Raw genomic sequence first — 22,131 nt, forward strand, 5'->3', positions numbered from 1 at the left:
GTTACTGATCTGAAATAAGTTTCTTAGGTATAAAATAGGCGCCAACTTCAAACCATTCATGGGACTCCACGACTATCGCCATACTCATTTCAGGGAAGGTTTTTATCACGAGCAGTTCCGCTGTTGCGCGCGCCGGAAGACGCTGCGTTTGGCGCCAGTCACGCGATAAATTGTCATAAGGCTTATAAGGGTTTGCGGCCTCCGGAACTCGCTTCTCGGTAAATACATCAACCCCAGGTCGCAACGCTTGGAACATTTGCCCCACGGTAACCCCCTGGCTACTGCCTTTATCCAGCACCACAATGTTGTATTTACCTTGTTTTTCTTGTGCATCCAAGGTGCCTACCACGTAGCCATCGACGTCAGCTCCCGAGGTGGCGCGGATAATTTCCGGCAACTCAGTTGGCTGTGGAGGTAACACCACATCACCGCGACGAATTTCACGTTGGGGTTTAATTAATTCACCCTCAATCGTGTTGGTGTGCTGATAAGTGACGCGTACGCCAGAAACATCGCGCAGCAAGGCGTAAGGGCCCATTTGCTCGACCGGTGTAAAGACGCGGTACTTTTCGTTCAACTCAACCGCGCCATCGATGTACACCGGCGCCATGCCATTGAGGCGTGGCGCACCGCGGTTGTCACCCAGAATGCGTGGCATTGCTGCTAATTCTTCTGCCGTCGCAATATGGTGCGCGCTAATAAACGGCGAAAGAGCGTCGCGGTCGAAGGTTGGTATCGGGTTTCCTTTCGATTCGAGCAGCCCCTCGGGCGATAGCGTTTTCACTTGCTTGCGACTAAGCTGCGGCCGACCATTGACCCAGGATAGGTAAAGACGATCACCGGGATAAATTAAATGTGGGTTTGCGATATCATCATTGAGCCGCCACAATTCCGGCCAATGCCAAGGATCATTGAGATAAAGTTCAGAAATATCCCAAAGCGTATCGCCTTTCTTTACCACATATTCGCGCGGTGCGTCTTCACGTAAACGAATCACATCGCCGCTCGTCGCTGTTGTTGCCGACGTCTCATTTTGTTGGGTTGCGAACGCCGTTGCTGAAGGTAATAGCAAAAAGCCGATGACCGCAATCGCTTGGAATTGCCAGGTAGCCATGTTGAGCTCCATTGTAAACTCGTGTTTTCATCCCCAAATTACGTTAAAATTAACCAAGATGAAACTAACGAATGATGAGTTATGACTAATTTAACGATTTTAAAGTATCCAGACGAACGCTTACGCACCGTCGCAGAACCTATTACAAGTGTAGATGATAGTTTGCGTGAAACCATCGACACCATGTTCGAAACTATGTACGACTCTAATGGTGTAGGCCTTGCAGCCACACAAGTCAATGTCCATAAACGACTTTTCATCGCTGATTGTAGTGAAGATCAGAGCGAACCGTTAGTTTTTATTAATCCTGAGATTACAAAAAAAGACGGATTGTTCGCAAATGATGAGGGTTGTTTATCGTTTCCTGGTGTTTACGCCAAAGTCGAGCGCGCGGAAACTATCACGGTCACGGCCCTGAACCGCAACGGCGAGTCATTTACCATGGATGCCGAAGGGCTACTGGCGATTTGTATTCAACACGAGATTGATCATCTAAATGGCAAACTTTTTGTCGATTACCTATCGCCTCTGAAGCGTAATCGGATACGCAAAAAGCTTGAAAAAGAAGCTCGCTTAGGTGCGAATTAATTCATGCGCATTGTCTTTGCAGGTACACCAGACTTCGCCGCGGGCCATTTAGCTGCGCTGTTAGCCGATGGCTCTCATGAGGTGGTGGCAGTCTATACCCAACCTGATCGGCCTGCCGGGCGTGGTAAAAAGTTACAAGCGAGCGCAGTGAAGCAGCTTGCCTTGCAGCACGGGCTTCCCGTTGAACAACCCATGTCACTCAAAGATGCCGACGCACAAGCGCAACTGGCAAGTTACCACGCAGATGTCATGGTGGTGGTCGCCTATGGCTTAATTCTTCCGGCTGCAGTGTTGCGCATACCACAATTTGGCTGTGTCAACGTGCACGGCTCGTTGCTACCAAGATGGCGCGGTGCCGCCCCCATCCAACGAAGTATATGGGCCGGTGATAGCGCAGCAGGCGTTGCCATTATGCAAATGGAGGCGGGGTTAGACACGGGTCCGGTGTTGCTTAGTCGTGAGTTGCCTATTGCCGCCGATGATACCTCGGCGTCCTTGTATGCAAAGCTCGCCGAACTCGGCCCGCAAGCGCTCTTGCAAACCCTTGCCGATTTGCCGAAGTTCCTTAGCGCCGCGAAGCCCCAAGATGAAGCTCTGGTGACCTATGCCCAGAAACTATCGAAGGCCGAAGCCGAACTTGACTGGCAACAGCCGGCGACAGTGCTGGAGCGCTGGGTAAGAGCATTCAACCCTTGGCCGATGGCGTGGCTTGCGACCGCAAAAGGGGTCGTTAAAGTTTGGCGCGCGGAAACGCTAGCCAGCGACGCCTCCGAAGCCCCAGGCACTGTGCTTGCGGCTGACAAGCACGGTATTGTCATACAGACCGCTGATCAAGCATTGGTCATCACCGAGCTTCAGCCGCCGGGCAAAAAAGCTATGTCCGCAAGCGAGTTTCTCAATGGCCGCAGCGATTGGTTCAGCCTAGGCACCGTGCTACAAGGAACCACTGATGAGTAAAGGCGCAACCTCAAGAGCTGCTGCAGCGCGGGTACTTGCACAAGTGCTCGAACACGGTAAGTCAATGTCCCAAGCCTTACCTGAGGCAACCGCAAACCTTGAGCCACGTGATCGCGCAATGGTGCAATCCTTGTGCTTTGGTGTGCTGCGAAATCTACCGTTATTGAACGCTGCAACAACCCGATTTTTAACGTCGCCGCTCAAGAAAGATCTGGTTATACTGCACCACCTGCTGTTAGTGGGCGCTTACCAACTTCTATTTATGGGAACCTCTGACCATGCGGCGGTATCGGCCACCGTAGAAGCCACGGAGCGACTCAAAAAGCGCCGTCAAAAAGGGCTCATCAACGCAGTGCTGCGAAATTTACAGCGCCAGCGAGAACAACTGCTAGCTGAATTTGCGACGAAACCAGAACTGCAACATGGGCACCCTCGCTGGCTGGCCGACGCCATAACAGCTGCCTACCCTGAGCAAGCATCGCAGGTATTCGCCGCCAATAATATCCAAGCACCCATGTGGCTGCGGGTGAATACTCAGCAAATCAGCGTGGCTGAATTTCGACAGGAGCTCGAAAATTACGATGCAGAACTCGTCGTAAGTGAAGACATTGCCGCCCTACCCAGCGCCTTAAAGCTAGAGAAAGCCGTCGACGTGCGCCAGCTGCCTGGGTTTGCCGAAGGCTGGTTCTCTGTACAAGATTGTTCAGCCCAATACGCCGCGCAGTTGTTAAACACTCAGCCTGAGCAACGTGTGCTCGACTGCTGCGCAGCCCCTGGGGGTAAAACAGCACATATTCTTGAGCTTACACCGTCGGCGACCGTACATGCCCTTGATATTGATGCCAAGCGTCTACAGCGCGTCGAGGAAAACCTTACGCGCTTACGCCATCAAGCGAACATACTTACCGGTGATGCCGGACAGCCCGAAACCTGGTGGGATGGTGAACAGTACGATCGTATATTGCTCGATGCCCCCTGCTCTGCGACCGGAGTCATTCGTCGCCACCCAGATATCAAATGGTTACGCCGAGCAAGCGATATTGAAGCCTTGGTTGAAATCCAAGCAGCTTTGCTGGACCGTCTCTGGTCATTGTTGCGCCCTGGTGGTAGGTTAGTTTATGCAACCTGCTCGATACTGCCGAGCGAAAATCAACAGCAAATAGAAGCATTCTGTCAGCGTCACGCAGATGCAAAACCGCAAGCGACCGCCCCCGATGGCGCGACCTGCTGGCAACGGCTGCCAGGTGAGCAGGACGGTGACGGCTTCTTTTACGCAATCGTGGACAAGCATTAATGAAAATAGTCATTCTTGGTGGTGGACAAGTGGGCGGCACGCTCGCTGAGAACCTCGTCGGTGAAGACAACGATATTACCGTTGTGGACACCGACAATGCGCGCTTAAGCATCCTCTCGGATAGTCACGACATTCGCACCGTGCAAGGTCATGCGGCGCACCCTCGGGTGTTGCGCAATGCTGGCTGTGAAGACGCCGACATGCTCATCGCAGTGACACCAAGTGACGAAACCAACATGATGGCCTGCCAAATTGCCTATACCCTGTTTCGCACCCCGAAACGAATCGCACGTATTCGATCAGAAGAGTACATCGACTTTAAAGATCAGTTATTCCATAAAGACGATGTTCCCGTTGACCATACTATTTCGCCAGAACAGCAAGTAACCCACTACATTAAACGCTTGGTTGATTATCCCGGCGCTCTGCAGGTGATGGAGTTCGCCAAAGGGCGAGCGAGTTTAGTCGCAGTAAAGGCTTATTACGGTGGTAAATTGGTTGGCCATGCTATCTCCTCGTTGAAAGAGCACATGCCGAATGTAGAAACCCGCGTTGCGGCTATCTTTCGACAAGGCCAAGCGATTCGCCCCATGGGCACTACCATTATTGAAGCCGGCGACGAAGTATTTTTCATTACCGATACGCGCTATGTGCGGATGGTGATGGAGGAGATGCAGAAACTCGAGCATCAATACCGCCGCATCATGATCGCAGGGGGCGGCAATATCGGTTCAGGTTTGGCCCGCTTACTGGAAGAAAACCACAACGTTAAATTGATTGAGCGTAATGCTGAGCGCGCCCTAATGCTTGATGAAAAGTTCAGTCACACGCTAGTGTTAGAAGGGGATGCCTCAGACAGCCTTCTGCTTGGCGATGAACACATTGAAGATGTTGATGTGTTTATTGCGGTCACCAACGACGATGAAGCCAATATCATGTCGGCAATGCTAGCGAAGAAGATGGGCGCCAAGAAAACCATGGTGTTAATTCAGCGCCAGGCGTACGTTGACTTGGTGCAGGATGGCGTGATCGACATCGCAATTTCACCCCAACGCGCGACCGTTTCGGCACTCCTTTCACTGATCCGCAAAGGTGATATTGTAAATGCCTACTCACTGCGAAAAGGTGCGGCAGAAGCCATTGAGGCGATTGCGCATGGCGACGAAAAAACCTCGAAAGTAGTCGGCCGATCAATTAGTGAAATTAAACTGCCGCCGGGCACCACCATTGGCGCCATTGTTCGCGGCAACGAAGTTATGATTGCCCACGACGATACGGTGCTACATGCCGATGACCATGTTATTTTGTTTTTGGTCGATAAAAAGTATATCCGCGAAGTCGAGCGCCTGTTCCAACCAAGCGCCCTGTTCTTTTAGGAGCGCCAGAAGGTAGGCGTAAGCAAAACCAAAATAGTGAAAACTTCTAAGCGACCAAAAAGCATCGCAATAACGAGCAGCCATTTCGCTGTATCTGGAATCGTTGCATAGTTTGCTGCGACATCACCTAATCCTGGCCCCAAGTTATTTAGGCAAGCAGCGGTTGCAGAAAACGCCGTAATATCGTCTAATCCGGTCGCCAGAAGCCCCAACATAACCACCACGAATACCAGCGCATAGGCCGCAAAGAAGCCCCAAATAGCTTCGACAACCCGAGCGGGTAAAATGCGATTCCCAAGTTTTACCGAGTACACTCCCGCGGGGTGAACTAAGCGGTTAAGCTCGCGCACCCCTTGGCGGAAAAGTAAAACCACACGCACCACTTTCAAACCACCTGCGGTAGAGCTGGCGCAGCCACCAATGAAACTGGCAAAAATGAGCATGATTGGCAGAAATAATGGCCACGAAGCGAAATCTGTTGTCGCAAACCCGGCCGTGGTGCTAATCGAAACCGCCTGAAACATCGCCTGATTAAACGCCGTACCGGTCGAAGTGAACTCTCGGTGCGCTAATACAGTAATAAAAACAATGGCAATAAGGGTTAGCTGAATGCCCAAAAACGCTCTCACTTCAGGATCGCGCACATAGCTCATCAACGAACGCCCAGTTATCGAGGCGTAGTGAATAGCGAAGTTGATCGACGAAAGAATAAGAAAGACCACACAGATGGTATTAATCGTGCTGCTGTCGAAATACCCCATGCTGGCATCGTAGGTACTAAAGCCGCCAACGGCGATGGTTGAAAACGCATGACTTATGGCATCGAACCAGCTCATTCCAGCCAGGTGATAGGCCACCGCACACGCCGCCGTCAGCGCGACGTAAATGTACCAGAGGTGCTTCGCGGTATCGGCAATGCGGGGGGTCATTTTGGTGTCTTTCTGCGGCCCTGGAATTTCCGCGCGGTAAAGCTGCATACCACCAATGCCTAGCATGGGTAAAATAGCGACAGCGAGCACGATGATACCCATACCACCTAACCACTGCAGTTGCTGGCGGTAAAACATCAAGCTGTGTGGCAAGGTTTCAATACCTTGAATGACCGTCGCGCCAGTGGTTGTTAAACCGGAAAAAGATTCGAATACCGCATCGGTAAACGACAACGGCAGCTCTTCGGCAAACCATAACGGCATCACCCCGACCATGCCTAGCACGGTCCAGAACAAAACTGTCAGCAAGAAACCATCTCGAACTTTTAAGTCGGAATGCTCTTTACGGTTGGGGTACCACACCAAGAAACCGATAAACAGGCTGATCGCAAAGGCTAAGGCAAAGGCGGTACCACCGCCGTCACCATAAATAATGGCAACCGCTGCCGGTGGCAGTAAGGTGACGCTAAATACGCATATCAATAGCCCCAGTATGCGAAGAATACCTCTTAGGCGCACGAATTATCCCCAGTTTGATGTTTTTTTAGTGCGACACGCCCTTGTGTCGCGTTTTTTAATGCGGTCGCAAGATCTTCAAATTGTTGCTCCGGCAACGCAATTTGTTGTTCAATGGTTGCCGCAAAGTCTTGTCGCTCCGTAATGGCATCGTACTGCGCCAGACAATGTGAAACAACTTTTTGATCGGCATAATCGTAGTGTAAATAGGCTGATTTGCGAATTATTTTTTCGGTTTTTGGTAATTGTTCAAGTGCCGTTAAGGTCGCCTGGGTATAGGCGCGTTGTAAGCCGCCGGTGCCGAGCTTAACGCCGCCAAAATAACGCACCACCACGGCCGATACTTCCCCCAGACCACTATTTAGCAAAACCGTTAGCATGGGTCGCCCCGCCGTACCACTCGGTTCGCCATCATCACTCATGGCATAAGCTTGGCTATCGTCGGGGGCGGCAAACACACTGGCACTGCAATAATGATTCGCACCAGGCCATTGCTGCTGGCAACTGCGAATATGCGCTTGGTGCTCTGCGGCAGAGGTAACCCACTGTAATGACGTAATAAAGCGACTGTTTTTTATTTCAATTTCTGCAACAGTGGTTGCTGCGGGTATCCAATACTTCGCCATGCGCTTTAAAGCCCTAATGTGGTTTTATCGATCGTCATCTCGGCCAGTTCAGTAAAGCGGTTTTGTGGCGGCTGGTCTTCCTCTAACAGCAGATAAATTTGCTGATACGCCAATACGTTCTTCACATAATTTCGAGTTTCTCGATAGGGGATGGTTTCAATCCATCGATCGATCGCCATGGCCTGCTCAGGAACCCAATCAACCACGCGATAAATACCGCCATTATAGGCGGCTGTAGCCACAACCCAGTTACCGCCGAGGCGGCGTTTTAGGTCGGCTAGGTAGCGTGTACCAAGCCGAATATTGACACTTGCCGACTGTAAATCATGGCGTGCGTAGTCGCGTTTACCAATATATTTGGCGGTGCTTGGCAAAAGCTGCATCAGCCCGTGCGCGCCGGCATGTGAATAGGCATCAAAGCGAAACGCACTCTCGCGCCGAGAAATGGCAAAGGCCCAACTTGCATCGATGCCGGCCGCTTGGGCGTTCTCACGATGCTCTTCGGCATAAGCTAACGGGAAACGTTGTTCAATGGCACCGAATTCACCTAGTTGTCCTAAGGTATAAATAGCCTGATCGTGCCAGCCCCATTGCGATGCCAAAGCGGCCAACAGTTCCTGTTGCCGTGGCTCAGAGATTTGCAGTAGTTGATACCATTCACGACGCGCATCAATATAACGCTCTAACTGCAGAAACTCGTAGGCTCGCTGCACAGCGGGTAAGGCTCGCGTTGCTTCCATTTCTGATGCGCTGTAACGCAACTTTTCACGGGCTAAATGCAAAGGCTGCTGCAGCTTGCTGGCTGCTAAAAACCCATAATAACTACGCTGTTTCGCAATACGCTTGTACATGGCCTCGGCCTGCTTTTGCTGGCCGGTTTCCGCCAACGCCCGCGCCCTCCAGTAGAGCCATTGCGCTTGCTCGGCGTCGACGCCCATCGTGGCCACTGGGTTTTCAATGAGCGTTTGCCAGTTTGCTTCACGTACCCACTCCGCCAACTGCCATTGCATGGTGGCGGCGGTTTGTTGGCCCGGCTCAACCTGCGCCAACCAAACGCCCGCTTGGGCATGATCTTTCGCGCTCAGCGCCACGGCAAACTGCTGCTGTAGCGACGTCTGCTGTGCCGCACTAAGCACAATAGCGCTCGGCAATTGATTGAAGGTTCTAATAGCAATATCTGGGTCACGCCAAATGAGCCGCCCCAGCGCGTACGTCACAATACTGGCGACGCGCGGCCCCGAAGTGGCATCTGGCATGGCAGCAAGCGTCGCCAGTTCATCGAGTTCTCGGACCAGGTTTGCTGGATTGCGGCGCACACTTCGGTAGTGCTTGATTAATGCATCGGTGGGCGCATCAACGAGCTTCGCTAGGTAAGGTAAAAGGGTGTGCTTGCCATCTTCGGCTGCGAGTTTCGCCCGTTGCCAAACTTTGTCGTCGGTGCGGCGCCCGTCCGCGGTCCAAGTGGCTAATAAAGGGTCACAGGCCTTCGGCAGTGACTCGCCCGTTAACCATAGCTGATCAACAGCGCGCATCACGGCAGCTTTAGGTTGGGTTTCTTGCGCTAGGGTAAAGCGCCAAAAATAGCACCTGTGCTCAAGGCGTCCTGGGTAAATAAAATCGCGCAAAAACCGCTGCTGCTCGTTGTTTTTCGCAAGGTAGTCAAGCCATGGGTAACGCAACTGCCAATCTAACGGGGTGCCCTTCATTGCGGCAAAAAATTCTTGCACGCGCGCTTCATTCGCTACGTAGCCAACTTGCTGTAAACGTTCCAATTCTAGGTAAGGTAGCAACGGGTAGCCGACCAACTCGTCGAGCAGTTGCTGATACTCGCTTAAGCGACCTCGTTTTGCCGCATACTCTGCTTTAACGAACAGCTGCCGTTGCATTTCACGCTGATCGCCCCCAGCTAATAAGGGATCATGAATTTTAGGCTCAGCCATAACAGCGGTTGCGAAAACCGCTGTAAAGAGTAACGCACATAACTTTGTTCGAATTGACTGCATAATTTCAAACGCACGTTTAAATAGTTATTGAAAAATGGACCTAATCGGGCCAAACTCTTGTCACTACTTAGAATCACAACTTATGTTTTAAGTGATGTGACTTTGAATCATACGCTAACCGAGCGCAATCTGAAAATCAGGAGACCATATATGATTTATCAGGGTGATAGCATTCGGGTCGAGTTTGTTTCTGACGGTATCGCTGAGCTGCAGTTTGCAGCGGCAGGCTCTGTCAACAAATTTGACCAGAAAACCTTGGAAGAATTCAGTCAGGCTTTAGCGCAACTCGCCGAAACCAAAGACCTTCGTGGCGTTATCGTCACCAGCAGCAAACCTACATTCATTGTAGGTGCAGATATCACTGAATTCCAAACTCTATTTGCCGATATCGAACATACCAAAAAGTGGGTTCACAAAGCCTCGCGGGTTTTCGACCAACTTGAAGACTTACCGGTACCGACGGTCGCAGCGATCACTGGCTTTGCCCTTGGTGGCGGTTGTGAAGCGACACTTGCATGTGACTACCGGGTGGCTGACACCACTGCAACCATCGGTCTACCGGAAGTAAAACTGGGGCTGATCCCAGGGTTCGGTGGCACCATGCGCTTACCGCGTATCATTGGTCCCGACAATGCCCTTGAGTGGATTACCACCGGTAAAAACAATTCGGCCGCTAGCGCGCAAAAAGTCGGGCTTGTTGATGCCGTCGTCGCGCCAGAAAAACTACGCGACGCTGCTTTAGATATGGTTGCGCAAGCAATCGACGGTGACCTTGACTGGCAAGCCAAGCGCCAACCGAAACTTGACCCATTACAAGCGAATGACACCGAGTTGACCATGACGCTGGTAACCGCTAAAGGCATGATCGCGGCCAAGGCAGGTAAACACTATCCAGCACCGCATGCGGCGATCAAAGCTATCGAGCAAGGTGCACGTTCGCATCGCGAAGAAGCCTTAAATGCGGAAAACGAAGCCTTTGTTGGCCTCACTCAAACCGATGCTTGTCATGCCCAAGTGGGTATTTTTATGGCCGACCAGTTCGTCAAGAGCAAGGCCAAAAAAGCCGGTAAACAGGCCACTAAAGAAATCAACACAGCCGCCGTGCTTGGTGCCGGCATCATGGGGGGCGGAATTGCCTATCAGTCGGCCTACAAGGGCGTACCCGTGGTGATGAAAGATATTCGTCAAGACGCACTCGACCAAGGCATGGACGAAGCCAGCAAGATACTTGGCAAAATGGTATCGCGCGGCAAAATCGACCATAAGAAAATGGCCAAGGTGCTATCTTCTATCACCCCTACGCTGCTTGATGATGCAGTGAAAAACGTTGATATTGTGGTTGAGGCCGTTGTTGAGAACCCAGATATCAAGGGTAAAGTATTGGCGCAAATGGAAGACGTCGTCGCCGACGATGCAATTATCGTGTCGAATACCTCAACTATTTCCATCGACCGTTTAGCCAAGAACCTTAAAGATCCATCACGCTTCTGTGGTATGCACTTCTTTAACCCTGTGCACAAGATGCCTTTAGTGGAAGTGATTCGTGGCGAAAAAACCTCAGACGAGACCGTAGCAGCGGTAGTTGCTTATGCTTCTCGGATGGGTAAAACCGCTATTGTGGTGAATGACTGCCCTGGCTTCTTGGTCAATCGCGTACTCTTCCCATACCTTGCTGGCTTCGCTGGCATGGTCGACGAAGGTGCCGACTTTGCGGCTATCGATAAAGTCATGGAACGTCAGTACGGCTGGCCGATGGGCCCAGCCTACCTATCGGATGTGGTAGGTATTGATACTGCTGATCATTGTACCGAGGTGATGGCCGACGGTTTCCCATCGCGCATGCCGCGCGATACCAGTAGCGCCATCGCCAAGTTGGCAGCCGCTGAGCGCTACGGTCAGAAGAACGGTAAAGGCTTTTATAATTACGGTGTCGACAAAAAAGGTCGTCCAAGTAAAGAAAAAGCCCCTGAAGTTTACGAAATGCTAGGCATAACCGGTAAAGAGTTCAGTGCCGACGAAGTGATCGAACGGACCATGATTCCAATGGTGAATGAGTGTGTTCGATGCCTCGAAGAGGGCATTATCAATTCAGCCGCCGAATGTGATATCGCCTTGCTTTACGGGTTAGGATTTCCACCGTTCCGCGGCGGACCTTTCCGTTACTTAGAAACCGTAGGTTTAGCGAAGTTCGTCGAACTTGCTGACAAATACGCGCATCTGGGCGAGATGTATCAAGTCACCGATGGCCTGCGCGAAATGGCTAAAGCCAATAAATCGTACTTTGCGGGCTAACGGAGGAAATTATGAAAGACGTAGTTATAGTCGACTGTATTCGCACCCCAATGGGGCGCTCTAAAAATGGTGTATTCCGTAACGTCCGAGCTGAAGACTTATCAGCAGAACTGATGAAAGGGTTGCTTGAACGCAACCCTCAAGTAGACGTTAAAGAACTGGAAGATATTTATTGGGGCTGTGTTCAGCAAACCTTAGAACAAGGCTTTAATATCGCACGTAACGCGGCGTTAATTGCAGGCATTCCACATCATGTGGCAGGCGTCACTGTGAACCGTTTATGCGGTTCATCAATGCAGGCCATTCATGATGCAACGCGGGCTATTATGGCTGGCGATGGTGAAATCTTTATCGCTGGTGGTGTCGAGCATATGGGCCATGTACCCATGACGCATGGTATCGACTTTCATCCTGGTATGAACAAGTCGGTGGCACGTGCATCAGGCTCAATGGGTATGACCGCTGAATTGCTGGCTCGTAAATTTGACGTTGACCGCGCTGCACAGGACGCCTTTGGTGCGCGTTCACATGCGCGCGCTCACGCCGCAACCACCGAAGGTCGGTTTGCGAACGAGATCCTGCCTATTCAAGGACACGACGCCGACGGTGTATTACGCCTGATCAAAGACGACGAAGTAATTCGCCCAGAAACAACCGCAGAAGGTTTAGCGCAGCTGCGTCCAGTATTTGATCCTGCCAATGGTACGGTCACCGCCGGCACCTCATCAGCGCTTTCAGATGGTGCCGCTGCGACACTTATCATGTCGGCAGATAAGGCCAAGGCTTTGGGCTTAACACCGCGGGTGAGAATTCGCGCGATGGCAGTGGCTGGTTGTGATCCATCTATTATGGGCTTTGGCCCTGTACCCGCCACCAAGAAAGCCTTGCAGCGCGCAGGCTTGAGCATCAATGATATCGATTTGTTCGAACTCAACGAAGCCTTTGCCGCGCAGTCACTGCCGGTCTTGAAAGGCCTTGGGTTACTCGACCAAATGGACGAAAAAGTGAACCTCAATGGTGGTGCTATTGCGTTGGGTCATCCACTCGGCTGTTCAGGTGCGCGGATCTCAACCACACTGATCAACCTAATGGAAGATAAAGACGCAACGCTTGGTGTCGCCACCATGTGTATTGGTCTTGGTCAAGGCATCGCTACGGTATACGAGCGGATGAGCTAAGCGCTCTTTTGCTGGCCAAGCTTTTGGCGTAAAATAAAACGCCGTAACAGTTGCTGTTACGGCGTTTTTTTATTCCTACCACCAAAGCTAGAATGGGAGCAATACAGGTGTCTGAAGCCATTACAGAAAAGCTCGATACCCTTGGGTTACGCTGCCCCGAGCCGGTGATGATGATCCGGCTGGCGATTCGCAAACTCGAAGCTGGTGCGGTACTTGAGGTCATTGCCGATGACCCGGCGACGACCCGTGACATTCCAAGTTTTTGTCGCTTTATGGACCATCAACTGCTTCAAGCTGAGACCACACAAGCACCTTACCGTTACCTTATTCGCAAGGGTACGTAAGAGCGGCCGAACTATAGGTACTTTTGCCAGAACTCGGCTTTTCCTGTCGCTTCGTCTAGCTTGTAGGGTTCAAAACCAAATTTTTCATAGGCAACTTTTGCCGGCTCGTTGCCCTCTAATACTTCAAGCGTCAGTTTTACGCAGCCGCGAAATTCCGCCAAGGTCGCCACTTCTTGAAGTAATCGTTTAGCAATGCCCTGCCCGCGAAAGCCTTCGATAACGGCTATATCGTGAATATTCATAACGGGTTTTGCAGCAAACGTGGAAAACCCTTCAACGCAGTTTGCGAGGCCTACAGGCTCATCGTCTACATAGGCCAGCAGTGAAAATACATAATCACGCTTGGCCATTTCGTCTACCAGACTTTCTTTCGTCGAATCCGGTAATGGCTCGCCACCCCCCATTGGATCACGTGCGTAATCATCAAGCATTGCAACCACCGCTTGACGATGTTTAGGGTTTTGATAATCGGCTAAAATAATGTCGACCATGTCTATCTCATTTAGTTAAGGAAAAGCGGCGCATTTCATCGCAAACGTCGCTATAGCAATGACAGTCAACAACATGATCGTTGACCATGCCAACAGCCTGCATAAAGGCGTAACATATAGTTGTCCCAACAAAGCTAAAGCCTGCTTTCTTCAGGGCTTTAGCCATAGTAGCAGAAACTTCATCTGAGGTGGGGATGTCGCCCCCTTGGCGGGCGAAGATTCTTGGCATTCCATCGCTAAAGCCCCACAAAAATTGATTAAATGGCTGTCCTTGATCGCGCAACTCACTATAGGCCCGGGCGTTTTTGAATATCGACTCTATTTTTAAGCGATTCCGGACAATTCCGGAGTTCTGCATCAGTTGTTCTTTATAGCTTTCTGGCAACTGCAGGATCCGCTCCGGGTCGAAGTCGCAAAAAGCCGCTTCGTAATTAGCCTGTTTACGCAAGATGGTAAGCCAACTTAACCCCGCTTGTTGACCATCCAAGCATAGTTTGGCGAACAGTTCCTGACTGTCTGCCACAGGCCTGCCCCAGACGTTATCGTGATAGGCCATGTACTGCGGATCGGTCCCACACCATTGGCATCGATGTACACTCGCTGTCATTTTTGCACCTGCTCCTGTAACCCTAGGCCAACAAAGGGTATAATTTACGCCACTTTCGATTAAAAATCAGCACGAGAACAACACATGGCCAGCTATGATGTAAAAACCTTTCAGGGTCTCATCCTCGCGCTCCAAGATTACTGGGCGCAACAAGGATGTGCCATTGTGCAACCTCTGGATATGGAAGTCGGTGCCGGAACCTTCCATCCCATGACCTTTTTGCGCGCCGTAGGGCCTGAGCCTGCGAACTTTGCCTATGTACAACCTTGCCGCCGTCCAACTGACGGCCGCTATGGCGAAAATCCAAACCGGTTACAGCACTACTATCAATTCCAAGTCATTCTCAAGCCATCGCCAAAGAACATTCAGGAACTCTATTTAGGGTCCTTGGAGTTGTTAGGCTTTGATCCCTTGGTGCACGATATCCGCTTTGTCGAAGACAACTGGGAATCGCCCACCTTAGGCGCTTGGGGGTTAGGTTGGGAAGTTTGGCTCAACGGCATGGAAGTAACGCAGTTTACTTACTTTCAGCAGGTAGGTGGGCTTGAATGTCGACCCGTCGCCGGTGAAATCACCTATGGTCTAGAACGCTTGGCAATGTATATTCAAGGCGTTGATAGCATCTACGACCTGGTGTGGACGGACGGGCCACGCGGAACCCTCTTGTATCGCGACGTGTTTCACCAAAACGAAGTCGAGCAATCAACCTACAACTTCGAGCATGCGGATGTCGACGTTCTGTTCGAACGATTCGACTCTTGCGAGAAAGAATGTGAACGCTTACTAACACACAACTTGCCATTACCCGCATATGAGCAAGTTATGCGTGCCTCCCATGCGTTTAATTTACTTGATGCCCGTCATGCCATCTCGGTCACTGAACGGCAGCGTTATATTCTCCGAGTTCGTACCATGGCCAAGGGTTGTGCCGAGGCCTATTACGCAGCGCGCGAAGCGCTTGGTTTCCCTCTCGCTGAGCAAGGAGCTTAAGTCGTGCAAGAAGCTACCCTATTAGTAGAAATCGGTACCGAAGAGTTACCACCGAAGTCATTAAAGACTTTAAGCGAAGCCTTTGCCAAAGGTTTGAGCAAGCAACTTACAGACGCAAGCTTAGCCTTCACCGATGTGCAAAGTTTTGCCACTCCGCGACGCTTAGCGGTAAAAATCACCAAGGTTGCGGCCCAGCAGGCCGACAAAATCGTCGAGAAACGCGGACCCTCCGTTGACGTCGCTTTTGATGCCGACGGCAACCCAACTAAAGCGGCCGCTGGTTGGGCGCGCTCCAACGGTATTTCTGTCGAAGAGGCTGACCGCCTAAAGACTGATAAAGGTGAGTGGCTGCTTTATAAAGCCGAAGTGAAAGGTCAAGCCATGGCTGACCTTCTACCTGACTTTGTTCAGCGCGCACTAGAGCAACTGCCAGTGGCTAAGCCGATGCGCTGGGGCAACGGCGATGCGTACTTTATTCGTCCGGTCCATACCGTCACCCTAATGTACGGCGATGAGCTTGTACCAGGTGACGTACTTGGCATTGCTTCAAATAACCACTTGTTAGGCCATCGCTTCCATTGTCCCCAAGGCACACAACTAAGCAATGCTGATGACTACGAACGCACTCTGGAAGCAGCATGGGTTATCGCTGACTTTGACAAGCGTCGAGCCCTGATCGAAAGCGGCATAGCCGAACAAGCCAAGCAAGCCGGCGGACGCGTGACCAGCGATCAAGAGCTCATTGACGAAGTGACAGCGCTGGTTGAGTGGCCGGTAGCTTTAACCGCAAGCTTCGATAAACAGTTCTTAGAGGTACCCAAAGAACCGCTGATTGTGACGATGAAAGACGACCAACGTTATTTTCCTTTGGAAGATAACGACGGTAACCTGTTACCTCAGTTTGTTTTTATTACCAATATCGAAAGTAAAGATCCGCAACAAATCATTCTTGGAAACGAGCGCGTTATCCGCCCTCGCCTTGCCGACGCGCAGTTCTTTTATGAAGCCGATAAAAAGACACCTTTGGCTGCGCGCGTTGATGGCTTAGCCAGTGTTCTTTTTCAGAAGCAATTAGGTAGTATCAAAGACAAATCAGATCGCATCGCTCAAGTCGCACGGCGCATCGCCGAACTTCTTGGCAGCAACCAAGATATCGCTGAACGTGCCGGCTCGCTTTGTAAAGCCGACTTGGTCTCACAGATGGTGCTGGAATTTCCTGAAACGCAAGGCGTTATGGGTATGTACTATGCACGTAATGATAATGAACCATCAGGAGTTCCAGAAGCCATTTATGAGCACTATTTACCGCGCTACAGTGGTGATGCCTTACCTCAATCGATTGCTGGCTGTGCCGTCGCTTTAGCGGACAAATTAGACTCATTAGTAGGCATCTTTGGTATCGGTCAAGTGCCTAAGGGCGACCGAGACCCCTTTGCCCTACGCCGTTCTGCCATTGGCCTGCTAAGAATCATCGTAGAAAAAGACCTACCGCTTGATTTAAACGTGCTCGTAGATATCTCACGGGAAAGTTTCGGCGACGTACTAACAAGCGAAACAGTCACCACCGATGTCGTCGAATTCTTATTGGGTCGCTTCCGCCCTTGGTACCAAGAACAAGGCGTTAGTGTTGATGTAATTCAAGCGGTACTTGCGCGCCGCCCTACTGCGCCCGTTGATTTCGACAAGCGTGTTCGAGCCGTTACTGTCTTCCGCGAACTCGAGGAAGCACAAGCACTGGCGGCTGCGAATAAACGCGTTGCGAATATTCTCGCTAAGCTCGATGCGCCTATCACAGGCAAGGTCGATAGCGGCTTGCTTTCGGCCAATGAAGAAATTGCCTTGGTTAAAGCACTTGAAGAAGCGGAACTAAGCGCGAAAGATGCGTTAAAGAGCAGCAATTACACCGGCGCGCTAAAAGCGTTAGCTGGATTACAAAAGCCCGTCGATGCCTTCTTTGACAACGTTATGGTGAATGCCGACGATGCCGCTGTACGCACAAATCGTCAAGCAATCTTGCAGCGTTTACGTGAACTCTTCTTACAAATCGCGGATATTTCTGTATTGAACTAAGCATGTCATAACCACATGCGCATAAAAAAGGAGCCTTTCGGCTCCTTTTTTTATAACTAAGCTAAGCTATACAAAGCTTGTTACACGTCTAGGTTTGCAACCTTAAGTGCATTGGTTTCAATGAAGTCGCGGCGTGGCTCAACATCGTCACCCATCAGCGTCGTAAACAGTTGATCCGCAGCAATCGCATCTTCAATGGTCACGCGAAGCATACGACGTGTTTCTGGGTCCATGGTAGTTTCCCAGAGTTGCTCAGGATTCATCTCACCAAGACCTTTGTAGCGCTGGATATAAACGCCACGCTTCGACTCATTAATCAGCCATTCGACAGCTTCAACAAAGTCTTCCACTGGGCGCTCTTTGTCACCACGGCGAACATAGCCACCTGCTTCTACCAGTCCGTGAATCTGCTCACCAATACTAACCAGTTGGTCGTAGTCGCGCGACATCAGGAACTCGAAATTCAACGGGTAGTTGGTGTCAATGCCATGCTGACGTACGATAACAACCGGAAGATACAAGTTCCGTTCGTCGTCACGCTGCAGCGACATGGTATAGGTCGCTGAGTTAACTTCACGCGTCGTTAGGTCATTTTGCAGAGTTTCGATCCAACCCTTCATCGTAGACTCGTCTTTCAACAATTCCTCTGTTAAGCGTGGCGCGTACAGAAGACGTTGTAAGAAGGTTTCAGGCATCCGACGCGATAGACGGGTCTTAATTGAGTTTTGTGCCAGCTGATAGTCATTCACGAGGTTTTCAAGGTGTTCTCCCGAAATCCCTGGCGCATCAGCGTTGACATGCAATGATGCATTTTCCAACGCCATACTTGTGAGGTACGCAATGAGACCTGGATCATCTTTAATATAGGTCTCTTGCTTGCCTTTCTTCACTTTGTATAAAGGCGGCTGAGCAATGTAAATGTAGCCTCGCTCGACCATCTCAGGCATTTGACGATAAAAGAAGGTCAACAGCAAGGTACGAATATGCGAGCCGTCGACGTCAGCATCCGTCATGATAATAATTCGGTGATAACGTGTTTTATCTGGGTCGTATTCATCGCGACCGATACCACAACCTAATGCTGTAATAAGCGTTGCCACTTCCTGAGAGGCCAGCATCTTGTCGAAACGAGCTTTCTCAACGTTCAAGATTTTACCTTTAAGCGGCAAGATAGCTTGGAATTTTCTGTTGCGGCCCTGCTTCGCAGAACCACCTGCAGAGTCACCCTCCACTATGTAGAGTTCTGACAGTGCTGGGTCTTTTTCTTGGCAGTCGGCCAATTTACCAGGTAAGCCGGCTAGGTCGAGGGCGCCTTTTCGGCGGGTCATTTCACGGGCTTTACGAGCTGCTTCACGGGCACGCGCAGCATCAATTATTTTACCGACAATGATTTTCGCTTCGGTTGGCTGTTCTAATAAGAAGTCCGACAACCGCTCGTTCATCGATTGCTCGACTGCGGTTTTCACTTCAGACGAAACAAGTTTTTCTTTCGTCTGTGATGAGAATTTTGGATCGGGAACTTTCACTGATACCACAGCAGTCAAACCTTCACGAGCGTCATCGCCGGTCGCGCTGGTTTTATATTTTTTGTTCAGCCCCTCTTTTTCCATGTAAGAGTTGAGCGTACGCGTGAGTGACGCGCGGAAACCAGCTAAGTGGGTACCACCGTCTCGCTGCGGAATATTGTTGGTATAGCAGTATATATTCTCTTGGAACGAATCATTCCATTGCATTGAAACTTCTACTGCAATGCCGTCGTCACGCTGAAGGCTGAAATGGAATACGTTCTGATGGATCGGAGTCTTTTTATCGTTCAAGTACTGAACGAAGGCTGCGATACCCCCTTCATACTTGAAGTGGTCTTCTCTTTCGTCACGCTCATCGCGGAGGATAATCGATACGCCAGAGTTTAAGAATGAGAGTTCACGCAAGCGTTTAGCTAAAATATCGTAATGAAATTCAATATCAGCAAACACCGTAGGGCTTGGCCAAAAACGCAGTTCTGTGCCTGATTTTTCCGTATCGCCAATTTCCTTCAGTGGCTCAACCGGCTCGCCTAACTTATAAAACTGCTCATAGACTTTACCCTGACGACGGATAGTCAGTTGCAAGGTGTCTGATAGCGCATTAACAACAGACACACCAACACCGTGCAAACCGCCAGAGACTTTATAAGAGTTATCATCAAACTTACCACCAGCGTGCAATACGGTCATAATAACCTGAGCAGCTGACACGCCCTCTTCTTCGTGAAGATCGACAGGAATGCCGCGTCCATCGTCACGTACTGACACTGAACCGTCTGAGTGAATGGTAACGACGATATCCTGACAGTGACCAGCCAACGCCTCGTCAATTGAGTTATCGACGACCTCGAACACCATATGGTGCAAACCTGTTCCGTCATCAGTATCACCAATGTACATTCCAGGACGTTTACGTACTGCATCAAGCCCTTTAAGGACTTTAATACTGGACGAATCGTAATTATTTTCTGCCATAACGAGTTTCTCTATAGTTCCTTGACGGTGCCATGTTCCACGTGGAACATTTTGGTATCAGCGTTTGTAATGAGTTCAGGCAATTCGCCCTTATTAATCGCTGAAACGAATAACTGTGCTTTTGTAGCGACAAGTGCCTCACAAAACTTTTGTTGGCTGTCAGCATCGAGCTCTGCTGTAATGTCATCTACCAGATAGATACATTGTACTCCTGTTTTAGCGAATAGATACTCTCCCTGTACCACTCTTATCGCTGCCACGAAAAGTTTAAGCTGCCCTCGCGAAAGTATACTTTTTACATCTTCCCCGTTTGCGAGCATCTTCAACTCAGCTTTGTGTGGTCCAACAATAGCATGACCGTAGCGCTCTTCGGCTGCCTTGTTTTTTATCATTGCGTCCTGCAATGTCATCTCACTATCCCAACCCTGTTTGAGTCGGATAGAGAATTCATAGTCGGGCAAAAAGTGTTTAAGCCTTTTTTGCAGAACAGGCTCGAACCCTTGCCAGTAACTCAAACGAGCACTCGCGACTTGCTCTCCATACTGGCAAAACTTTGCGTCCCAGTAGGCTACTTCGCTCGTTTGCTTGCGCTGCTTCAACAGGCTATTGCGCTGCTTCAACAGATGATTAAAGCCTGTGATAGTTTCCCCAAAGCGATGTTCCACGTGGAACACTCCCCAATCGAGAAATTGCCGTCTTAACTTCGGCCCGCCCAGCACCAACTCTACGGTTTCTGGCGTCATCAATTGAACCGGAACAAGCTTCGCCATTTGACCGAAGCGATTCACTTGTTCACCATCGACTCTTATTTTTACCCACCCCTCGCGATCTCGTTGAAAACCTAAGGTGTGTTTTGCCTCGTTCTCGTCGTGGCCGCGCGCAAAAATCGTAAAGCTTGCCTGTTCATGGCGAATCACTTGCCGATGCGTTCCTGGTCGAAACGAGCGGCCCGAGCCCAAACAATAAATCGACTCCAACAAGCTCGTTTTACCGCTACCGTTCGCACCAATGAATAAGTTTACTCCGGCCCCCGGGCTTAGCTTCGCTTCTTTAAAGTTACGAAAGTCCGTAAGCGTCAGCGCATCAATATGCATAAGTAGCTGCTACAGAGTCCAACTTATTGCCTAAAGGCGCATCGGCATGACAACGTAAAGTGAAGAATCATCTTCGTCATCTTCGATCAGTCCACTCGCATCGGGACCTGAAAGCGTCATCTTAATTTTCTCACCGTGAATCGTGTTCAACACATCAATCAGATAACTAACATTGAAGCCAATCTCTAAGCTGTCGCCTTGATAGTCCACTTCGATCACTTCTTCGGCGGTCTCTTGTTCAGGGTTATTGGCAGTTAAACACATTTCACCGTTACTTAAGGTGACGCGTACGCCTCTATACTTCTCATTCGATAAAATGGCCGCCCGCGCGCACGCTTGCTTAAGCACATTGCGGTCTGCTACAACGAATTTATCCCCGCCTTGCGGCAGCACGCGACGATAATCAGGGAAGCGTCCATCCACTAGTTTACTGGTAAACGACATTCCGTTCGTTTCCACACGGATGTGGTTGGCGCCAACCGCGACTTTAACTTCATTATCACCATCGTCGAGCAGTCGCATCAGCTCAGTAATACCCTTACGCGGAACAATCACTTGTCGCCCCGCTAAATTTGGCTGAGGTACTTCAACAGCGCTCATCGCCAAACGATGTCCATCGGTTGCGACAGTACGCAGGGTGTTAGCATCGGTTTCGAATAGCATGCCGTTAAGGTAATAACGTACGTCTTGGTTCGCCATAGAAAAGTGCGTGCGTTCCATTAAGTCGCGCAATACGCCTTGTGAAGTGACTAGTTGTATATCACTGTCCCAGTCATCGATATTCGGGAAGTCTTCTGCTGGAAGAGTGGCTAGGGTAAATTTACTACGGCCTGAGCGAATCGTCGCTTTTTCGCCACTAGCACTGACTTCCACACTAGCGCCATCAGGAAGGCTACGAATGATATCGACCAACTTTTTAGCTGGTACAGTCAACTGCCCTTCTTCACCGCCTTCTATTTCACAAACCGAGACCAGTTCGACTTCGAGATCTGTCCCCGTTAAGCGAACGTGATCAGGCGCAACCTGTATTAACACATTAGATAGAATCGGTATTGTATGGCGTCGTTCTACTGCACCACTGACCACTTGCAGCGGCTTTAGAAAAGCATCGCGATTAATGGTAAATTTCATCCCGTTATTCCCCTGTATTCATGTCCCTGC

The 22,131-nt window shown here is 50.4% G+C and carries 18 protein-coding genes; 9 read left to right on the forward strand and 9 right to left on the reverse strand.

All coding sequences use genetic code 11. The annotated features are described in order from the left end of the window. Nucleotide 1 precedes the first annotated feature (1 nt). Nucleotides 2–1,114: a LysM peptidoglycan-binding domain-containing protein gene (locus PSI9734_RS06270; protein ID WP_173920263.1), complete on the reverse strand. Its 1,113-nt coding sequence runs from the start codon at nucleotides 1,112–1,114 to the stop codon at nucleotides 2–4. A gap of 81 nt (nucleotides 1,115–1,195) precedes the next feature. Between PSI9734_RS06270 and def the strand changes: the two genes are divergently transcribed. From def to trkA, 4 genes are read left to right on the forward strand one after another with little or no spacing between them, the layout of a single operon-like run. Beyond that, the gene (def, locus tag PSI9734_RS06275) at nucleotides 1,196–1,702 is read left to right on the forward strand and encodes a peptide deformylase (protein ID WP_173920264.1); all 507 of its coding nucleotides are present in this window, start codon (nucleotides 1,196–1,198) and stop codon (nucleotides 1,700–1,702) included. 3 nt (nucleotides 1,703–1,705) lie between these two features. Continuing rightward, on the forward strand, nucleotides 1,706–2,659 hold the full coding sequence (fmt, locus tag PSI9734_RS06280) for a methionyl-tRNA formyltransferase (RefSeq protein ID WP_173920265.1): 954 nt from the start codon (nucleotides 1,706–1,708) through the stop codon (nucleotides 2,657–2,659). Then, a complete protein-coding gene (gene rsmB, locus PSI9734_RS06285; RefSeq protein WP_173920266.1) occupies nucleotides 2,652–3,953 on the forward strand; it encodes a 16S rRNA (cytosine(967)-C(5))-methyltransferase RsmB in 1,302 nt (433 codons plus the stop codon). Before fmt ends, rsmB begins: the two co-directional genes overlap by 8 nt. After that, the gene (trkA, locus tag PSI9734_RS06290) at nucleotides 3,953–5,329 is read left to right on the forward strand and encodes a Trk system potassium transporter TrkA (RefSeq protein ID WP_173920267.1); all 1,377 of its coding nucleotides are present in this window, start codon (nucleotides 3,953–3,955) and stop codon (nucleotides 5,327–5,329) included. Before rsmB ends, trkA begins: the two co-directional genes overlap by 1 nt. On the opposite strand, the gene PSI9734_RS06295 is transcribed toward trkA, so the two are convergent. Genes PSI9734_RS06295 through PSI9734_RS06305 form a run of 3 tightly spaced genes read right to left on the reverse strand, consistent with a single transcriptional unit; the run spans nucleotide 5,326 to nucleotide 9,340 of the window. Beyond that, nucleotides 5,326–6,777 carry a TrkH family potassium uptake protein gene (locus tag PSI9734_RS06295; protein ID WP_173920268.1) on the reverse strand — a complete coding sequence of 484 codons (1,452 nt, stop codon included), beginning with the start codon at nucleotides 6,775–6,777 and terminating at the stop codon, nucleotides 5,326–5,328. The genes trkA and PSI9734_RS06295 overlap by 4 nt on opposite strands. Continuing rightward, entirely contained in the window at nucleotides 6,768–7,400 is a 633-nt protein-coding gene (locus PSI9734_RS06300; protein WP_173920269.1) for a YigZ family protein, read from the reverse strand. Before PSI9734_RS06300 ends, PSI9734_RS06295 begins: the two co-directional genes overlap by 10 nt. 5 nt (nucleotides 7,401–7,405) lie before the next feature. Continuing rightward, entirely contained in the window at nucleotides 7,406–9,340 is a 1,935-nt protein-coding gene (locus PSI9734_RS06305; RefSeq protein ID WP_173920270.1) for a transglycosylase SLT domain-containing protein, read from the reverse strand. 213 nt (nucleotides 9,341–9,553) lie between these two features. On the opposite strand from PSI9734_RS06305, the gene fadB reads away from it, so the two are divergent. The 3 genes from fadB (at nucleotide 9,554) to tusA (ending at nucleotide 13,217) form a co-directional block, all read left to right on the forward strand. Next, complete coding sequence (gene fadB, locus PSI9734_RS06310; RefSeq protein WP_173920271.1) at nucleotides 9,554–11,695, forward strand: fatty acid oxidation complex subunit alpha FadB; 2,142 nt, start codon at nucleotides 9,554–9,556, stop codon at nucleotides 11,693–11,695. A gap of 11 nt (nucleotides 11,696–11,706) precedes the next feature. Then, nucleotides 11,707–12,873: an acetyl-CoA C-acyltransferase FadA gene (gene fadA, locus PSI9734_RS06315; protein ID WP_173920272.1), complete on the forward strand. Its 1,167-nt coding sequence runs from the start codon at nucleotides 11,707–11,709 to the stop codon at nucleotides 12,871–12,873. A 92-nt stretch (nucleotides 12,874–12,965) separates the two neighbouring features. Then, nucleotides 12,966–13,217 carry a sulfurtransferase TusA gene (gene tusA, locus PSI9734_RS06320; protein ID WP_173920273.1) on the forward strand — a complete coding sequence of 84 codons (252 nt, stop codon included), beginning with the start codon at nucleotides 12,966–12,968 and terminating at the stop codon, nucleotides 13,215–13,217. 11 nt (nucleotides 13,218–13,228) lie between these two features. On the opposite strand, the gene PSI9734_RS06325 is transcribed toward tusA, so the two are convergent. Both PSI9734_RS06325 and PSI9734_RS06330 read right to left on the reverse strand, forming a co-directional pair. Further along, the gene (locus tag PSI9734_RS06325; protein ID WP_173920274.1) at nucleotides 13,229–13,708 is read right to left on the reverse strand and encodes a GNAT family N-acetyltransferase; all 480 of its coding nucleotides are present in this window, start codon (nucleotides 13,706–13,708) and stop codon (nucleotides 13,229–13,231) included. Nucleotides 13,709–13,715: 7 nt separating this feature from the next. Beyond that, nucleotides 13,716–14,315: a DNA-3-methyladenine glycosylase I gene (locus PSI9734_RS06330; RefSeq protein ID WP_173920275.1), complete on the reverse strand. Its 600-nt coding sequence runs from the start codon at nucleotides 14,313–14,315 to the stop codon at nucleotides 13,716–13,718. A gap of 84 nt (nucleotides 14,316–14,399) precedes the next feature. Between PSI9734_RS06330 and glyQ the strand changes: the two genes are divergently transcribed. Both glyQ and glyS read left to right on the forward strand, forming a co-directional pair. Further along, on the forward strand, nucleotides 14,400–15,305 hold the full coding sequence (gene glyQ, locus PSI9734_RS06335) for a glycine--tRNA ligase subunit alpha (protein ID WP_173920276.1): 906 nt from the start codon (nucleotides 14,400–14,402) through the stop codon (nucleotides 15,303–15,305). 3 nt (nucleotides 15,306–15,308) lie between these two features. After that, entirely contained in the window at nucleotides 15,309–17,375 is a 2,067-nt protein-coding gene (glyS, locus tag PSI9734_RS06340; protein WP_173920277.1) for a glycine--tRNA ligase subunit beta, read from the forward strand. Between the two features lie 80 nt (nucleotides 17,376–17,455). Here the strand turns inward: glyS and gyrB are convergent, their stop codons facing one another. From gyrB to dnaN, 3 genes are read right to left on the reverse strand one after another with little or no spacing between them, the layout of a single operon-like run. After that, nucleotides 17,456–19,876 carry a DNA topoisomerase (ATP-hydrolyzing) subunit B gene (gene gyrB / locus PSI9734_RS06345; RefSeq protein ID WP_173920278.1) on the reverse strand — a complete coding sequence of 807 codons (2,421 nt, stop codon included), beginning with the start codon at nucleotides 19,874–19,876 and terminating at the stop codon, nucleotides 17,456–17,458. Nucleotides 19,877–19,887: 11 nt separating this feature from the next. Beyond that, nucleotides 19,888–20,970, reverse strand: a complete 1,083-nt coding sequence (gene recF, locus PSI9734_RS06350; RefSeq protein ID WP_173920279.1) for a DNA replication/repair protein RecF — start codon at nucleotides 20,968–20,970, stop codon at nucleotides 19,888–19,890. Nucleotides 20,971–21,000: 30 nt separating this feature from the next. After that, nucleotides 21,001–22,101 (reverse strand): DNA polymerase III subunit beta, encoded by a 1,101-nt coding sequence (gene dnaN / locus PSI9734_RS06355; protein WP_173920280.1) that lies wholly within the window; start codon nucleotides 22,099–22,101, stop codon nucleotides 21,001–21,003. Nucleotides 22,102–22,131: the final 30 nt, after the last annotated feature.

It is taken from the genome of Pseudidiomarina piscicola, from assembly GCF_902806985.1.
GTDB classification, from domain to species: Bacteria; Pseudomonadota; Gammaproteobacteria; order Enterobacterales; family Alteromonadaceae; genus Pseudidiomarina; species Pseudidiomarina piscicola.

Coding starts and splice junctions, on each gene's coding strand:
- PSI9734_RS06270 (WP_173920263.1), bottom strand. CDS start 1,114: ATGGCTACCTGGCAATTCCAAGCGATTGCGGTCATCGGCTTTTTGCTA.
- def (WP_173920264.1), top strand. CDS start 1,196: ATGACTAATTTAACGATTTTAAAGTATCCAGACGAACGCTTACGCACC.
- fmt (WP_173920265.1), top strand. CDS start 1,706: ATGCGCATTGTCTTTGCAGGTACACCAGACTTCGCCGCGGGCCATTTA.
- rsmB (WP_173920266.1), top strand. CDS start 2,652: ATGAGTAAAGGCGCAACCTCAAGAGCTGCTGCAGCGCGGGTACTTGCA.
- trkA (WP_173920267.1), top strand. CDS start 3,953: ATGAAAATAGTCATTCTTGGTGGTGGACAAGTGGGCGGCACGCTCGCT.
- PSI9734_RS06300 (WP_173920269.1), bottom strand. CDS start 7,400: ATGGCGAAGTATTGGATACCCGCAGCAACCACTGTTGCAGAAATTGAA.
- PSI9734_RS06305 (WP_173920270.1), bottom strand. CDS start 9,340: ATGGCTGAGCCTAAAATTCATGATCCCTTATTAGCTGGGGGCGATCAG.
- fadB (WP_173920271.1), top strand. CDS start 9,554: ATGATTTATCAGGGTGATAGCATTCGGGTCGAGTTTGTTTCTGACGGT.
- fadA (WP_173920272.1), top strand. CDS start 11,707: ATGAAAGACGTAGTTATAGTCGACTGTATTCGCACCCCAATGGGGCGC.
- tusA (WP_173920273.1), top strand. CDS start 12,966: ATGGGAGCAATACAGGTGTCTGAAGCCATTACAGAAAAGCTCGATACC.
- PSI9734_RS06325 (WP_173920274.1), bottom strand. CDS start 13,708: ATGGTCGACATTATTTTAGCCGATTATCAAAACCCTAAACATCGTCAA.
- PSI9734_RS06330 (WP_173920275.1), bottom strand. CDS start 14,315: ATGACAGCGAGTGTACATCGATGCCAATGGTGTGGGACCGATCCGCAG.
- glyQ (WP_173920276.1), top strand. CDS start 14,400: ATGGCCAGCTATGATGTAAAAACCTTTCAGGGTCTCATCCTCGCGCTC.
- gyrB (WP_173920278.1), bottom strand. CDS start 19,876: ATGGCAGAAAATAATTACGATTCGTCCAGTATTAAAGTCCTTAAAGGG.
- recF (WP_173920279.1), bottom strand. CDS start 20,970: ATGCATATTGATGCGCTGACGCTTACGGACTTTCGTAACTTTAAAGAA.
- dnaN (WP_173920280.1), bottom strand. CDS start 22,101: ATGAAATTTACCATTAATCGCGATGCTTTTCTAAAGCCGCTGCAAGTG.